Annotated in this window: 13 protein-coding genes; 10 read left to right on the forward strand and 3 right to left on the reverse strand. The window is 39.6% G+C overall.

Features of this window, described 5'->3' with window-relative positions; all coding sequences use genetic code 11:
- The first annotated feature begins 57 nt into the window (after positions 1-57).
- Positions 58-1158, forward strand: coding sequence for an AI-2E family transporter (locus tag NOS7524_RS18190; RefSeq protein WP_015139953.1), 1101 nt, complete (start codon positions 58-60; stop codon positions 1156-1158).
- 433 nt (positions 1159-1591) lie between these two features.
- On the opposite strand, the gene NOS7524_RS18195 is transcribed toward NOS7524_RS18190, so the two are convergent.
- Entirely contained in the window at positions 1592-2140 is a 549-nt protein-coding gene (locus NOS7524_RS18195) for a PEP-CTERM sorting domain-containing protein (protein WP_015139954.1), read from the reverse strand.
- A gap of 278 nt (positions 2141-2418) precedes the next feature.
- Here NOS7524_RS18195 and NOS7524_RS18200 point away from each other — a divergent pair, with 278 nt between their 5' ends.
- The 8 genes from NOS7524_RS18200 to NOS7524_RS18235 all read left to right on the forward strand — a co-directional run bounded on the left by NOS7524_RS18200 (position 2419) and on the right by NOS7524_RS18235 (position 12435).
- Positions 2419-4020, forward strand: coding sequence for an alkaline phosphatase D family protein (locus tag NOS7524_RS18200; protein WP_015139955.1), 1602 nt, complete (start codon positions 2419-2421; stop codon positions 4018-4020).
- A 248-nt stretch (positions 4021-4268) separates the two neighbouring features.
- Positions 4269-5522: an AAA family ATPase gene (locus tag NOS7524_RS18205; RefSeq protein WP_015139956.1), complete on the forward strand. Its 1254-nt coding sequence runs from the start codon at positions 4269-4271 to the stop codon at positions 5520-5522.
- Between the two features lie 8 nt (positions 5523-5530).
- Positions 5531-6052 (forward strand): hypothetical protein, encoded by a 522-nt coding sequence (locus tag NOS7524_RS18210; protein ID WP_015139957.1) that lies wholly within the window; start codon positions 5531-5533, stop codon positions 6050-6052.
- Positions 6053-6093: 41 nt separating this feature from the next.
- Positions 6094-7296 carry an AAA family ATPase gene (locus tag NOS7524_RS18215; RefSeq protein ID WP_015139958.1) on the forward strand — a complete coding sequence of 401 codons (1203 nt, stop codon included), beginning with the start codon at positions 6094-6096 and terminating at the stop codon, positions 7294-7296.
- Positions 7230-7997: a DUF4276 family protein gene (locus tag NOS7524_RS18220; RefSeq protein ID WP_235622364.1), complete on the forward strand. Its 768-nt coding sequence runs from the start codon at positions 7230-7232 to the stop codon at positions 7995-7997. Before NOS7524_RS18215 ends, NOS7524_RS18220 begins: the two co-directional genes overlap by 67 nt.
- A 79-nt stretch (positions 7998-8076) precedes the next feature.
- Positions 8077-10692, forward strand: a complete 2616-nt coding sequence (gene mutS / locus NOS7524_RS18225; RefSeq protein ID WP_015139960.1) for a DNA mismatch repair protein MutS — start codon at positions 8077-8079, stop codon at positions 10690-10692.
- A gap of 83 nt (positions 10693-10775) precedes the next feature.
- Positions 10776-11495 carry a Uma2 family endonuclease gene (locus NOS7524_RS18230; RefSeq protein WP_015139961.1) on the forward strand — a complete coding sequence of 240 codons (720 nt, stop codon included), beginning with the start codon at positions 10776-10778 and terminating at the stop codon, positions 11493-11495.
- A gap of 256 nt (positions 11496-11751) precedes the next feature.
- Entirely contained in the window at positions 11752-12435 is a 684-nt protein-coding gene (locus NOS7524_RS18235) for a class I SAM-dependent methyltransferase (RefSeq protein ID WP_015139962.1), read from the forward strand.
- A 226-nt stretch (positions 12436-12661) separates the two neighbouring features.
- Here the strand turns inward: NOS7524_RS18235 and NOS7524_RS18240 are convergent, their stop codons facing one another.
- Positions 12662-13930, reverse strand: coding sequence for a tetratricopeptide repeat protein (locus NOS7524_RS18240; protein WP_015139963.1), 1269 nt, complete (start codon positions 13928-13930; stop codon positions 12662-12664).
- A 95-nt stretch (positions 13931-14025) separates the two neighbouring features.
- Here NOS7524_RS18240 and NOS7524_RS18245 point away from each other — a divergent pair, with 95 nt between their 5' ends.
- Entirely contained in the window at positions 14026-15156 is a 1131-nt protein-coding gene (locus NOS7524_RS18245) for a DUF711 family protein (RefSeq protein ID WP_015139964.1), read from the forward strand.
- Between the two features lie 50 nt (positions 15157-15206).
- Here the strand turns inward: NOS7524_RS18245 and NOS7524_RS18250 are convergent, their stop codons facing one another.
- Positions 15207-15875 carry a 2OG-Fe dioxygenase family protein gene (locus tag NOS7524_RS18250; RefSeq protein ID WP_015139965.1) on the reverse strand — a complete coding sequence of 223 codons (669 nt, stop codon included), beginning with the start codon at positions 15873-15875 and terminating at the stop codon, positions 15207-15209.
- Positions 15876-16025 lie beyond the last annotated feature (150 nt).

The following is a 16025-nucleotide window of genomic DNA, read 5'->3' on the forward strand; positions in this document are numbered from 1 at the left end:
CCCCAATTCCTACCTAGCAGGCACAATAAAGTTATGGCGCGTGTGGAGTCACCACCAATGCAATCAATAAACAAATGGCCACGATGGTTAACTGTGGGATTGGCCTTTCCTATTGCTATTCTCAATGGTTGGCTATTAATTCAGGTTGTACAGTATCTCCAACCTTTGGTGAGTGTTTTTGTATCGGCTGTTCTGCTAGCTTTTGTTTTAGATTATCCCATCCAATTTTTTCAAAGACGTGGGGTGCAACGTAACTTGGCAATTGGTGGGGTGTTATTGTTAGCTGTGGTGATTCTAGTTGCTTTAGGTCTGACCTTAGTACCACTGATCATAGGTCAGCTGAATGAGCTAGTGAATATTTTGCCTAATTGGATTGATTCTGGTGTTCAGCAATTAGATGTTTTCCAAAATTGGATAGCAACACAAACCTTACCTGTGAATTTAAGCGGTTTAGTGACGCAAGTCTTGGAAAGACTGTCTAATCAATTGCAGTCTGTCACTGGGAAAATTCTGGGTTTGGCTTTCGATACTATTGGTGTTGTGGTGAATGTGGTGCTGGCGATAGTGCTGACTATTTATATGGTATTAAATGGCGATCGCTTATGGGATGGAATTTATCAATGGTTTCCCCCTCACATCAGCTCGAAAATCCGGCCAATACTACGGGAAGATTTTCATAATTACTTTATCGGTCAGGCTACATTGGGGGCTGTACTAGCTATAACAGTGACTTTGGCATTTGTAGCCTTACGAGTTCCCCTAGCACTACTTTTTGGCATTGGTATTGGCTTTTTCTCACTGTTTCCTTTTGGTACAGGTATCGGTATTACTATTGTTAGTTTATTAGTTGCTTTAGAAAACTTTTGGCAGGGTGTGGAAGTTTTAGGGGTAGCCGTAGCCATAGACCAAGTTAACTCTAATTTTGTTGCACCTCGAATTCTGGGTAATTTAACTGGTTTAAATCCTGTGTGGGTTGTAGTTTCTTTATTATTGGGAGCTAAATTAGGCGGTGTTTTGGGTTTATTAGTTGCTATCCCTACAGCCAGTTTTATTAAAGATATAACAGATACGTGGCGGGCTGGAGAATTTCACAAAATAGATAATCTGGAATCAGATGCAGCAAATGTTGAAACTGATGTAGTAGTGACTCACGGCTAAAATATTTTATAGTCTCTCTCATTTGAGTGAAATATTATCTGGCTAAAAATTAGAAAAGATAAATAACGAAGTATGTATGATTCATACTTCGTTTTCATAGCAAATATTACTTGGTTTCCAGAAGACACCAAAAATTATCAGGACTTATACCAATTCGCAATTCACAATTCGCAACGATGCTCCCGCCCCGCTCCGCTCTAAGCGCAGCTATGCGGTAGGCTTTACGCAATTGAGAAATCCTGACTTGACAAGGGTTTTTGGATTTGGATCTGTTTCAAAATTTTCGTGAATTGGTGTCACACTCCACCTATCTTGTAGGGTGCGTCAGATGCCAAACATCTGTTGATAATCACGAAAAACTCAAATCTGACGCACCCTAAGAATGTGCCAATTGCGTAAGTCCTAATTATATTAACTGCTGGCAAAACCTCAATTAAGCTGCCACTTTTTTCACTGATTTTGCTTTTTTCCCGACGATTAAGCTAAGACCAGAAACAAGCATAACACCAAGCATAGTAGCAGGTTCAGGTACTTTTGTATAAGATACTTTACCAAAGCCTATTTCAGTATTTTGAAATTCGCCGTCAAGAATTGTTAAATCTTCCCCAACTATTTCATAGAAGAATTTATCAGGACTCGTTTTATCGAAGAAGAAATAACTTAATTGTGGAATTGGCTTACCTGTAGAAGATGAAGACAAAAAGACAACAGGAAAGTCAGGATAAGCAGTATCATCTTTTTCTGTATAAATATTTGAGTCTCCATCAAATTGAAAAGTCAATGACTTAACTATTGCTTCTGGAAAGCTGCCACTACTAAAAGTAGAATCATCAAAGCTAAAAAAGCCTTTCCCTGTTTTGGTAGGACTATCAACAGAGAAAGCGTAATTAACGATAACAGCAGATGCAGATTTTACATCTACAGCAGAAAAACACAGAGCAAGACTAGCAGCAGTAAAAACTAATTGTTTAACGAATTTCATCTTGGTTTCCTTCACGATAAATTTTTGCAAACAATGCAAACTGTATAAAGAAAATAAGTCGCTGATTACTTAGATTTAACTAATTTTTGGGTGATTAGTTTAAGCAGAATTTAATCGGAGGTAAAATGATATTCGATGATTGAATTTTAATTTTTATGACATATTTTTAAGGAATTTTTATTAACCCTTGGATAACTCTATCTTTACTTATTGCCATAACCAGATATGGTAAACACTTATCCTGTAAGAATTTTTCTTGATTTTTCTATTAATTTGGTATGGAATCGAATCATCCCCTAAAACTAAACCGTCGTCGGTTTTTGTTGAATTCAGCTATTACAGCAGGTGGCATTATTACTACAAATATTGTCTCCAAATCACGAGTTTTTGCCCAAGCACCAGCAATTATTACCTCTGATAGAATGCGTCCTGGTGTACCCTATGGCATAGCTACCGGAGACATCACCAATAATAATGTTGTGATTTGGAGTAAAAGCGATCGCCCAGCCAGAATGATCGTAGAATATTCCACTAGCCCATCTTTTAGTAGTGTGCAGCGCGTTTTGGGGCCACAGGCTTTAGAAGCTAGCGACTTTACAGCCAGATTGAATCTCAGAAATCTGCCACCCAATCAACAAATCTTTTATCGGGTGCTATTCCAAGATTTAGATTATCAAGACACCTACAGTGAACCTGTAAATGGTAGTTTCCGCACTCCAGCTATCACTGGGCGAGATATCTGCTTCGTTTGGGGTGGAGATACCGCCGGTCAAGGATGGGGTATTAATCCTGACTTTGGTGGTATGAGAATTTACGAAACCATGCGCCAAATGAATCCCGACTTTTTCGTTCACTGTGGCGACACTATCTATGCTGATAACCCCATTGTTGCCGAAAGAACACTTGATGATCTCACAATTTGGCGCAATATCACCACAGAAGAAAAATCTAAAGTTGCTGAAACACTCAAAGAATTTCGTGGTAACTATCAATACAACTTGTTAGATGAAAATGTGAAGCGTTTTAATGCTGAAGTTCCCATGTTGGCACAATGGGACGACCACGAAGTTACCAATAACTGGTATCCTGGGGAAATCCTTAATGATGACCGCTATACAGTTAAGGATGTGAACTTGTTAACACAACGGGCAAGACAAGCATTTTTAGAGTATATGCCCATTGGTTTTACAAGTGATAATACAGACCAAGCTAGAATTTATCGCTCTTTCAACTATGGCCCCTTGTTAGATATTTTCATGCTGGATGAGCGCACCTACAGAGGGCGAAATACTCCCAATAATCAGCCAGTACCAGGGCCAGACACCGATATGCTCGGTAGTAAACAAGTGCAATGGATAAAACGTCAATTGCTGACATCCAAAGCTACATGGAAAGTGATTTCTAGCGATATGCCATTAGGATTAATAGTTAGAGATGGCAGTAGAGACTTTGAAGCTTGGGCTAACGCAGATAATGGTGTACCTTTAGGCAGAGAATTAGAACTAGCTGACTTACTCCGATTTATTAAACAGAGAAATATCAAGAATGTTGTGTGGATAACTGCTGATGTCCACTACGCAGCCGCCCACTATTATGACCCCAACAAAGCACAGTTTCAAGATTTCAAACCTTTCTGGGAGTTTGTCGCAGGGCCTCTCAACGCTGGTACATTTGGGCCCAATCAATTAGAAAATACTTTTGGCCCACAGTTGATATTCCAAAGCTTACCTCCTGGTACAAGAGCAAATCGACCTCCAAGCGAAGGTTTACAATTCTTTGGTGCAGTCAAAATAAATGCTGCTACAAAAGTGATGACTGTATCATTGCGTAACTTGGTAGGAGAAACTGTTTACAGTATAGATTTGCCACCAGAAGCATAAATTGTTAAGCGTTGAGTAAATTTTCGCCAGTTAGATAGAGTAAGTCTGTCTACTGGCTTTGTTGTTTATTGGCTGGGATAATTAGAATTAATTCAGTAAGTGATATGAAGCGCAGAGTAAGGCGGAGGTTAGCGCAGAGGAACGCAGAGTTTTAGTTAAATGTGTGATTCGATGCGTTATGTTTTTATGCAATTTGTATTAATGTTATCTAAATAGAAAAATAACACTTTAGAGTTTTGGAGTGGGTTATGCTTAAGCAACTCATCCTGGAAAATTGGAAAAGTTTCCGTTATGCGGAACTTCCTCTTGACCCTTTGACGGTTCTGATTGGTACTAATGCTAGTGGTAAGTCTAATGTGGTTGAGGCTTTGGAGTTTTTACAAAGAATAGCTAAAGGTGAAAATATTGACGCAGCTTTAGCAGGAGATAAAACTCTTGCATCTATTCGTGGTGGTGTAGAGTGGGCTGCACGGAAACCTGAAACTGAATTTACATTAAAAGCATTAGTTCAGGGTGAGGATGAACAAACTGATTATTTGTATGTTATCAAAATACAAACAATACCTGAAGTAAGAGTTATACAGGAATATATTGAATATGAAAAATTCTATGAAAATAATGATAAACGCAAGAAAAAAATTAACCTTAAACACTATAGGTTTCCAACTAAAATTGGATTAAAAAGCTCAGGATATATTCTTGATGCAAATAACTTAGTAGAATTGAAAATAGAAGATAAAGAAATACAACCCGGTGTAAGTATTACTGAAATATTTAAAAATACAGTTTTCGCGGAGATAGATAAAGTTAAATCTTGTGTAATTTCAAATCTAGAAAATATTTTAATCTTAAATCCCATTGCTGCCAATATGCGTAATTACTCACCTCTTTCAGATACACTAGCAAATGATGCTTCAAACATAGGGGGTGTATTAGTAACGTTACCAGATGACCAAAAGGCAGAAGTGGAATTAAAACTCTCTACTTATATCAAAGATTTACCAGAAGGAGATATTAAAAAAGTATGGGCAGAAACAGTAGGTAGATTTGGCACAGATGCTATGCTTTACTGTCAGGAAGAATGGAAACCAGGTGAAATTACAGAAATTGATGCTAGAAGTATGTCAGATGGAACTTTACGGTTTCTAGCAATTCTGACAGCTTTACTCATCAGACCAGAGGGTAGTCAAATTGTCATCGAAGAAATAGACAATGGTTTGCACCCTTCCCGTGCTAAATTACTGGTGAAAATTTTACGTGAAATTGGCAGCCAAAGAAATATTGATATTTTATTGACTACTCATAACCCAGCTTTGCTTGATGCCTTAAGCCCTGAAATAGTACCATTTGTAGTTGTTGCACACCGTGATTCAGAAACAGGAGAAAGTAAACTTACACTGTTAGAAGATATTGATAATTTTCCTAAGTTGTTCGCATCCTATTCTTTAGGCGAAATGACAACTAAGGGCGCAATTGAAAGAAGTCTTTCTCATGGTGAATAGTTACTACTATGATGAAAGTGCTACTAATTGATACTTCGCTTTTATGTGTTTGGTTAAAAGTTCCAGGTAAAGAAATTGCTGGTAATGATGAGTGGAATTTTGAACTTGTAGATAAGAAAATACAAGAAGAAATTAACCAAGGAACAACGCTGGTACTTCCTCTAGCTACTGTTATAGAAACAGGTAATCACATTGCACAGGCTAAAACAAATACAAACAATAAGTATCCAACGGCTCAAAAGTTTGCTGAAATTATTACTTATGCTGCTGACGAAACAAGCCCTTGGGCTGCTTTCCGTGACCAAATTGTGCTTTGGGAGGCGGAAGAACTAAAAAAATTAGCGTCTCAATTTCCTACTCAAGCCATACAAGAGACTTCTATGGGTGATGCCAGTATTGTGACATTGGGCTTGTATTATCATCATAAGGGCTTCCATGTAGAGTTTCTCACTGATGATGATCAGTTGAAATCCCAGGAACCACCTCCACCATCACCACCTACACGCCGTAGTAGTCCCCGGAAAGCATAAAAAAATTGTAACAAGTCTAATTAGGCAAATAGGAGAAGCTAATGGATGGCAAAAGATTTATTCACAAATTGCGATTAAAAAACTTCCTTTCTTATGGAAGTGAAGGGGAAGAAATTGAACTACAACCATTAAATGTATTAATAGGGGCAAACACATCTGGTAAGTCAAATTTAATTGAGGCAATTGGAATTTTAAAAGCAACACCTACAGACTTACTTGCTCCATTTCGTCAAGGTGGAGGAGTTAGTGAGTTTCTTTGGAAAGGTGCTGAGGGAATTCCATTAGCAGAATTACAAGCTATTGTTGGTTATCCCAAAGGATTACAACCTCTACGCTATAAGTTAAATTTTACTGCATCTGCTCAAAGAGTTGAGATAGTAGATGAAGTTATAGAAAATCAATATCCAAATGAGGGAGAACGTGAAGCACATTTTTATTATCGTTTTGATGATGGTGGTCATCCAGTTTTTAGAGTTAGAGAAGAAGGTCCTTGGGCAGGAATATATAATGAATTTTGGACAACTGAATCACCTCGTATAAATCAATCTATACTATCTCAATTACAGGAAGCACGTATATATCCAGAAATAACTTATCTCCGCAATCAATTCGCCAATATTGCTCTATATAGAGATTTTCCTATGGGTCGCCACGGAAAATTAAGAGATATGCAAAAAGCTGATTTACCTGAACACCCTCTTTTAGAAGATGGAAGTAATTTAGGATTAGTTTTAAATAACTTACAATACCAAATAGGAAATAGACAAATTATTGAGACTCTCAAAAAATTTTATGATAATGCTGAAGAACTGAGTGTCAGAATATATGGCGGTACTGTACAAATATTTATTCGTGAAGCAAATCTTATTCAACCTATTCCCGTAAATCGTTTATCTGATGGTACGCTTCATTATTTATTTTTAATAGCTCTACTATTAGATCCAACTCCACCACCACTTATTTGTATTGAAGAACCAGAAATTGGTTTACATCCAGATATTTTACCTACTATTGCTGAAATGCTAATTGAAGCATCTCAGAGAACACAATTAATTGTCACAACTCATTCTGATGCTTTGGTTTCGGCTTTAAGCGAATATCCTGAATCAGTAATAGTTTGTGAACGAGATTCTAAAGGTAGCCATCTCCATCGTCAGGAACCTGATAGATTGAAAAAATGGTTAGAAAAGTATACTCTTGGCGATCTCTGGCGGATGGGACAAATTGGTGGAAATCGTTGGTGATGGATATTTATATTTACATTGAGGGTGCAGGAGATGAAGATGATATTGAACTGCTTCCTAGACAACGCCCTGGCTTTCGTAGTGGGATTAGAAGTGGAAAAGAAACTACCACTGGACTACGCGCTGGTTTTAGAAAGTTTTTTGAGGAACTATATAATATTGCTGGTGAAAACCATAAAATATTTCTAGTTATGTGTGGATCAAGGCGTGATGCTTATGAAGACTTTAAAACTGCTTTGGAGTCTCAACCAGAAGCTTTCAATGTTTTATTAATTGATTCTGAATCTCCCGTTTCTTCTACTATGACACCTTGGGAACATCTTAGAAATAGAACAGAAGATCAGCCTTGGATTTTAGATGCAATTAATTTCGATAATGAGCAGTGTCAATTAATGGTACAAACGATGGAAGCATGGTTTATCGCTGATATTGATGCTTTAAGAACATTTTATGGGCAGAAATTCAGAGAAGATACAATCCATCAAGGAATGGCGCGCTATTCTAGCGTAGAACAAGTGTCTAAAGGTACTTTGAGAGTATGGCTTAGTGCTGCTACTCGTCGTACAGAGAAGAAAACATATCATAAAACAAACCATGCTCCAAAGCTTCTAGAATTACTTGATGTCACTACTGTTCGTCAAGCTTCACCGTATTGCGATCGCCTATTCGCCACGCTACAAGATATCATAAAAAAACCTTGAGCGATCGCCCGGAAATTTCCACAGCACGTTATCATCGGATCTTGTGGCTATTCTGTGCGTAACTCTTAGCATCTATCCTATGACCGTTTCTCACTCTGACCTTCAGCCAACAGAACCCAATAATTCTACTGCGCCTCATACCGATACGCGACAGGTAGACCGCAGTAAGCTGAGTAAGATGTATCAGCATTATGTTGAGGTCAAAGATAAGCATCCTCATGCGCTGTTGCTGTATCGGGTGGGAGATTTCTTTGAAACGTTTTTTCAAGATGCGGTGACGGTAGCCAGAGAATTAGAATTAGTCCTCACCAGTAAACACGGCGGTGAAATTGGTCGTGTGGCTATGACTGGTGTACCCCACCACGCTTGGGAACGCTACACAACTCAACTGGTGGAAAAAGGCTATGCTGTGGTGATTTGCGACCAAGTGGAAGATGCTTCTGAGGCGGTGGGTTTGGTGCGTCGGGAGGTGACACGCATTCTTACCCCTGGGACTTTGCTAGAAGAAGGAATGCTTAAATCTAGTCGCAATAATTACTTGGCGGCTGTGGTAATTGCGGGGAATCATTGGGGTTTAGCTTATGCAGATATCTCCACGGGGGAATTTCTCACTACCCAAGATAGTGATTTAGAACATCTCACCCAGGAACTCATGCGTTTGCAGCCTTCTGAGGTGTTAGTTCCCACAAATGCGCCGGATTTGGGTAGTTTGCTGCGTCCAGGGGAGAGTTCGCCCCATTTACCAGAGTGTTTACCACCATCATTTTGTTATAGTTTGCGATCGCAAGTCCCCTTTTCTCAAGGTGAGGCTAGGAATAAATTATTGCAGACATTCAAAGTGCGATCGCTCGAAGGTTTGGGTTGTGACCATCTCCCCTTGGCTGTGCGGGCGGCTGGTGGGTTGTTGGAATATGTGGAAGATACCCAAAAAGAAAACCGCGTCTCTCTACAAAGACTCCGCACCTACACCATCACCGACTATTTAATTGTTGACCAGCAAACCCGCCGCAACTTAGAAATTACTCAAACCGTCCGTGATGGCACTTTTCATGGTTCGCTACTTTGGGCGTTAGATAGAACTAGCACCGCAATGGGTAGCCGTTCTTTGCGGCGATGGTTACTGCAACCGCTACTGGATATTAAAGGTATTCGCGCTCGCCAAGATACAATTCAAGAATTAGCTGAAAATACGCCTTTGCGTCAGGATTTGCGGCAATTATTACGGCAGATTTACGACTTAGAACGCCTCACAGGTAGAACCAGTTCCGGGACAGCTAACGCCAGAGATTTAGCAGCTTTGGCTGATTCTCTATCGCGCTTACCAGAATTAGCCCGCTTAGTTGCCGATGCGCGTTCGCCCTTCCTCAAAGCTTTGCAAAAAGTCCCGCCGATTTTGGAAGAATTGGCGCAGAATATTCACGCCCATATTGTAGAGTCACCACCGATACACCTCAAGGAAGGCGGCTTAATTCGTCCAGGGGTAAATCCCCAATTGGATGAGAGAAAGGCGACGGTGGAAGCAGACCAACAATGGATTGCTAATTTAGAAGTAGATGAAAGAGCTAGAACAGGTATCCCCACCCTCAAGGTAGGATTTAATAAAACCTTTGGTTACTATATTAGTATTTCCCGTGCTAAGGCTGACCAAGTACCCAATAATTACATCCGCAAGCAAACCCTCACCAATGAGGAAAGATACATCACCCCAGAACTGAAAGAACGGGAAGCGAGAATTCTGACAGCACGGGATGATTTGAATCAGTTGGAATATGAGGTGTTTGTTGCCCTACGGGAAGAAGTAGGAACACAGGCGGAAGTAATTCGTACCCTTTCTCGCGCCGTCGCTGCCGCCGATGTGTTGTGTGGTTTAGCTGAGTTGGCGGTACAGCAAGGTTATTGTCGCCCTGAGATGATACCCGGACGGGAAATCGAAATTATCGACGGTCGCCATCCTGTAGTAGAACAGTCTTTACCTGCGGGATTCTTCGTCCCCAACTCAACAGAATTAGGGAGTCGGGAATTGGGAGTCGGGAATAGTGAAACTCCCCCACTCCCCACTCCCCACTCCCCACTCCCTGACCTGATTATTTTGACTGGGCCAAACGCCAGTGGTAAAAGTTGCTACTTGCGTCAGGTAGGATTAATTCAGTTAATGGCGCAAATTGGGAGTTTTGTCCCAGCTAAATCAGCGAAGTTGGGAATATGCGATCGCATTTTCACCCGTGTTGGTGCAGTTGATGATCTAGCTACGGGTCAATCTACCTTCATGGTAGAAATGAATGAAACAGCCAATATTCTTAACCACGCCACCGCGAGATCCCTAGTTTTACTAGATGAAATCGGTCGAGGAACAGCTACCTTTGATGGACTTTCCATTGCTTGGGCGGTAGCAGAATATTTAGCCACAGAAATCACAGCCCGGACAATTTTTGCCACACATTATCATGAACTAAATGAATTAGCAGGAATGTTACCCAACGTTGCTAATTATCAAGTGACAGTGAAAGAATTACCCGACCAAATTATCTTTTTGCATCAAGTCCAACCGGGAGGCGCAGATAAATCCTACGGTATTGAAGCCGGAAGATTAGCCGGTTTACCGTCGGTAGTAATTCAACGAGCAAAGCAAGTCATGGGGCAAATTGAGAAACACAGTAAAATTGCCATTGGCTTAAAGAATTTGGAGGATGTTTGAAACGTCCCTATTGGTGTAGATCCCAATTCTCTGATGTAAATAAAATAAAGATGTACTCAAAACTGAGGAACGGGAAATCAATCATGCTAAATTACAATCCATTAGCTTGCTTGCCATCATCAGAGGAACTACCAGACTCAGACGATACCCCCGTGGATAATGAATTACAAGATTTGATTCCTGGTTTACTGAAGACGCTTTTGGCAATGGCATGGCCAGAGCGCATGGATTGGTTTTTTGGTGTAGATATGGGTATCTATTATGACCCAGACTTACCAGCGATCGTCCCAGATGGGTTTTTGAGTTTGGGTGTAGAACGATTCTACGATCAAAATCTCCGTCCTAGTTATGTGCTTTGGGAAGAAAAGAAACTACCAGTATTAGTGCTAGAGGTAGTATCTCAAACATATCGTGGCGAATATTCAACCAAAAAAGCAGAGTATGCCAAATTAGGAATTTTGTATTATGTGGTTTACAATCCATTGCGTCGCCGCAAGCCACGGTTAGAAGTATACAAATTAGTGAACAATGTTTATGAATTACATGATGGAAATCCGGTTTGGCTACCAGAAATCGGTTTAGGAATTGGTATAGAACAGGGAACTTATCTCGGTATTCCCCGTGAGTGGATGTATTGGTATAACCAAGAAGGGCAAAGGCTTTTAACACCACAAGAACAAGCACAACTTGCTCAACAACAAGCACAACTTGCTCAACAACAAGCACAGCAAGCACAGCAAGAAGTTCAATTATTACGAGAACGATTAAGATCGCTCGGCGTAGATCCTGATTCTCTAGACTGATTGTAAAATGCGATCGCCTCCAGTGGGACGGCGCATCTTACTGATTTTTGCAGTTAACTATGCAGCAAAGATGCGATCGCATTTTACCAGCACATCCTGAAAATGCTTTGGTAGAAGAGTTTCATCAATTACTATAATATTGACTAATTATAGTTAAATTTGCTTAGTTATACTTATGCGCGATCGCGGAATATGATGGTAAATGGTTGTCAAGACGCGATCAATTTCATCTTATTTTGTCAATATATTGCTTTTTATGTTGGAACAACAACCTGAGAATTTACGCCAGAAAGTGCAAGAGTTAGCATCTGAAGCTATTAATAAATCAGAACCAACAGCATGGTTTGAAGTGTTATATGCTTCAGCTAATGGTGATGCTGAACAAATCCCTTGGGCAAAGTTAACTCCACATCCCTATCTCCAAGATTGGTTAGATAATCATGAATTATCAACTGAAGGGAAAAAAGCTTTGGTAATTGGTTGTGGCTTGGGAGATGATGCGGAAGCTTTAGCTAAATTGGGATTTGATGTTACAGCTTTTGATATTTCTCCTACTGCTATTAATTGGTGTCAAAAGCGATTTCCTAATTCTCCAGTTAATTATCAAATTGCTGATTTGTTAGCTATTCCTCAGCAATGGTTTCAGGCTTTTGATTTTGTTTTTGAATGTCGCAATATCCAAGCTTTACCTTTGAGTCTACGCTCTGCGGTTATCGCCTCTGTTGCTTCGCTAGTTGCTCCTAGCGGCACTCTATTGTTAATTACTCGTGTGCGTGATACAGAAGCTGAACCATCTGGCCCTCCTTGGCCATTATCTCAATCGGAACTAGCACAGTTAGAAAGTTTAGGATTACAAAAAATCGAGGAGCTATTGTTTTTAGAATCCCAGGAAACAGACGTTAAACAAATGCGGATTGTGTATCAAAGAAAGGAGGAATAATAGCAGGTGATAGGTTACAGGTTACAGGTTACAGGTGATAGGTGATAGGTTGCACGGGGTATCCCTGAATATTGGATTATTGACGTAAATCAAGCTCGAACTACCCTGCTAACTCTGGCAGATTGTGTACACCGTAGAGGCTTTAACTTTTCCCCCTTCCCTAGTAGGGAATGGGGTTAGGGGGTTAGGTTTTGCATTAACTTTTCTACATGACGTGAAGTCAGGATTATCTACCGCGATCGCGTTCTAAATCATCAATAACTTTTTGCATATACCATTCTTCCGTCATCCCTGGGTAATAATCTTTTTTCTGTTCAATTAATCTTTGAGCTAGTTCCCAATATCCCCCAACTAGGCGTAAAAGTCGTTGACGCAAAATGTTAGATTTTTGCTGCTTGGCTTCAGGAACAGACTTCTGAATTAGTTTGAGGCTATCTAAAACTTGTTGATGATTTTCCCAGTCTTCTTGTTCACAAAAAATACTGATGGCTTTTTGATAATCTGCTACAGCATTTTGCATCTCTTCTAAAAAAGTATAAGTAATGCCGCGATTGTAGTAAGCTTGCCCATCATTGGGGTTAATTTGCAAAGCGTAGCCATAGTCAGCGATCGCACCAAGATAATTACCCATTGCTCGATAGGTGTTACCTCTGGCAACATAATTTAAAGCATCTTGGGGTTGCATTTGGATGGCTTGCTGAAAATCCGCGATCGCACCTTGATGATCCCCTAATAGCGAACGGGCTTTACCTCGGTTACGATACACAATGGCATCTTGAAAGTTTAATTGTAAGGCTTGGTTAAAATCTGCGATCGCTTCTCGATAATTGCCCATTTTGCACCGCACCACGCCCCGACAACAATAAGCCTGTGCATCCTGGGAGTCAGCTTGCAATATCCAATTTAAATCCGCCATAGCTTGGCGGGTGTCTCCTTTTTCGGCTTTTTCCAGTAATTGGCTAAAATATTCATTCACAGATATAATCGGCGCACTCTTCGCCACTACTGGCTGTGTAACTGGTTTTGGCGGTGGTTGTAGTTGCTTAATTCGTTCTAAGCACAGACGACAATTTTCTGTATCTTTTTGCTGTAAATATAAATCTGCGGCTTTTTTAAAACTAGCGATCGCATCTTGAATATACCCTTGTTTGCGCCGCACTATCCCCCGCAAATCATGGGCAGCCGCATAATTAAAATTTAAATAAATCGCCTTGTCTACATCTTCCAACGCCCCTGGTAAATTTTTCAGTGCTAACCTGGCTAATGCACGACAGTAGTATGTTTCTACACTCTCAGGATTTATCTTGAGAGCTTCCGTGTAATCTGAAATAGCCTGAAGAACTGCCCCTGAATCATAATATGCTAAACCCCGTTTTAAATAAGCTTCGGCATAATAAGGAGTTAGTTGTATCGCCCGGCTAAATTCCTCAATTGCTCCAGCGTAGTCTTTTTGTTTGGCTTTTTCTAGTCCCTGATTGTAAAAATCGTTATTCATTACTGTTGTTTACCCAACTCAGCTATTTCTTAGCCCTATATCTTAAATATTCACTGCGAATTGCAATTATTCCTAATCATTTAGAAACTTAAACTATGAAAATTAGAACCATCACTACAGGTATAACACTTGAATCACCGCAAGAAACAGACAAACTCAAAATAGCAGATGATTTTAATCAACAAGCGCAGATAATTTTTGAGCAACAAGGTTACGAAGTACAAACTACAAGAATTTCTACTAACTCCTGGGAAGAATATCTTGCAGGTTCTCAGTCTGAAATTATCAATCAGGTTAAAAATTTAGAAGAATTTTGTCAAAGTTTAAATATCAGCTTTTTTAATATTGGTTACGCTAGCACTCCTGAAACTGTAGATTTAATTCCTAACATCAACAAAAACACCTCCATAGTTTACTGCTCCAGTAAAATTGGCAATCATTTTGAAAATGCTCAAGCATCAGCCCAAGCGATTAAACGCATCTCCCAAGAGAGTGAAAATGGCTATGGTAATTTTCGCTTCTGTGCTGGTGCAAACTGTCAGTCAGGTATCCCATTTTTCCCGACATCTTACCATGTAGGCGAAACTTCTTTTGGGATTGGTTTAGAGTTGTCTGACTTGGTAATGCCAGCATTTACTGTGGCTGATAATATCCAAGATGCTGAAAAAAAGCTGCAAATAATTTTAGAGGAAGAAGTTAAGAAAGTTGAGGCGATCGCTAATCAAATTTCTAACCAATTTCAAATAAACTTTCATGGTATAGATACATCTCTTGCACCATCTTTAGATAAAGAAAATAGTATAGCTTTCGCCTACGAAAAATTACTAGATGGCAAATTTGGTAATCCTGGAACGTTAGCAATTTCTGGAATGCTAACGCGAGTTTTAAAAAGCATCCCCATCAAAACCTGTGGTTATTCTGGTTTGATGCTACCAGTTTGTGAAGATATCGGTTTAGCAACTAGAGCCAATGAGCAGACTTATGATCTTACAAATTTATTATTATATTCAGCCGTTTGTGGTTGTGGATTAGACACTGTACCGATTCCTGGCGATATTTCCATAGAAAAAATTACAGCCATATTAATAGATATGACAACATTAGCATTTAAGCTTAACAAACCTCTTTCCGCCCGGTTATTTCCTATCCCCAATAAAAAAGCAGGGGAAATGACTAATTTCAATTCCCCTTATCTTGTAGATTGTCAAATATTTGCAGTCAATTGATTGCTGTTAGCGAAAGCGGCGCGATGAGCCGTGTGATGAGTTCTGAGACTTTAATCAGTCAACAAACTAGGAGAAGTCAGCACAAACACATCCCTAAATCCTTGGGCTTCAGTTTGCGGTTTAATTGGCGTGGTAAAGTGGAAAAAATCATGGTCGTTGACTAACAACAATTCTCCTGAATGCAGAATCTTACTAAATACTGGCTTCTCTTTTTTAGCCGTATATAAATGTGTTTCTCCACCTTGAATATTGTCTCTATTCACAGAGAAGATACCAATAAAATCAGTACCGTCTTGATGGATACCTTCAGGTGCAGGATTACCAAAACTTTCAGGAGAACAAATCGTTCTGATTTGATGCACCCCAATTTCAGCTTCGGGATGCAGTTTACAAGAATCACTAAATGCCAAGATTAACTTTCTAAAACTATCAAGTTCAATCATGGCATCTTCTAATTCAGCAAACTCTCTTCTAACATCACCTAACAATGGATTATATTCTTTACTTTGAAAAAGATATCCATGAGGTAGTTTAATTAATTTCTCTCCCGTTACCGTAAACCGTGAAAGTCTTCTTAAACGATATTTGCCTTTAATATAAGGGTCAACGGGCAAATTATTAAAAAATGCTTTAAAATCTTCTACATTAATTGAATTTACCTTTCTCAAAGTAAACAGAAAGGCATATTCTAATTCTGTCATTCCCCCGACTTTTTGCATAGGAATTTTCTCCTTGCAGTGGTATTTCTCCCCATTTTTTCTTTGTGGGAAGCTTATACCACCGAGTATATGCTACTTTTTATTAAAGTGTCGTCAAAATAACTACAAAAATTGACAAATTGTGATAGAAGCTTGACCGAAGAAAGGCAG

Origin of the sequence: Nostoc sp. PCC 7524, assembly GCF_000316645.1 — a bacterium.
GTDB lineage: Bacteria > Cyanobacteriota > Cyanobacteriia > Cyanobacteriales > Nostocaceae > Trichormus.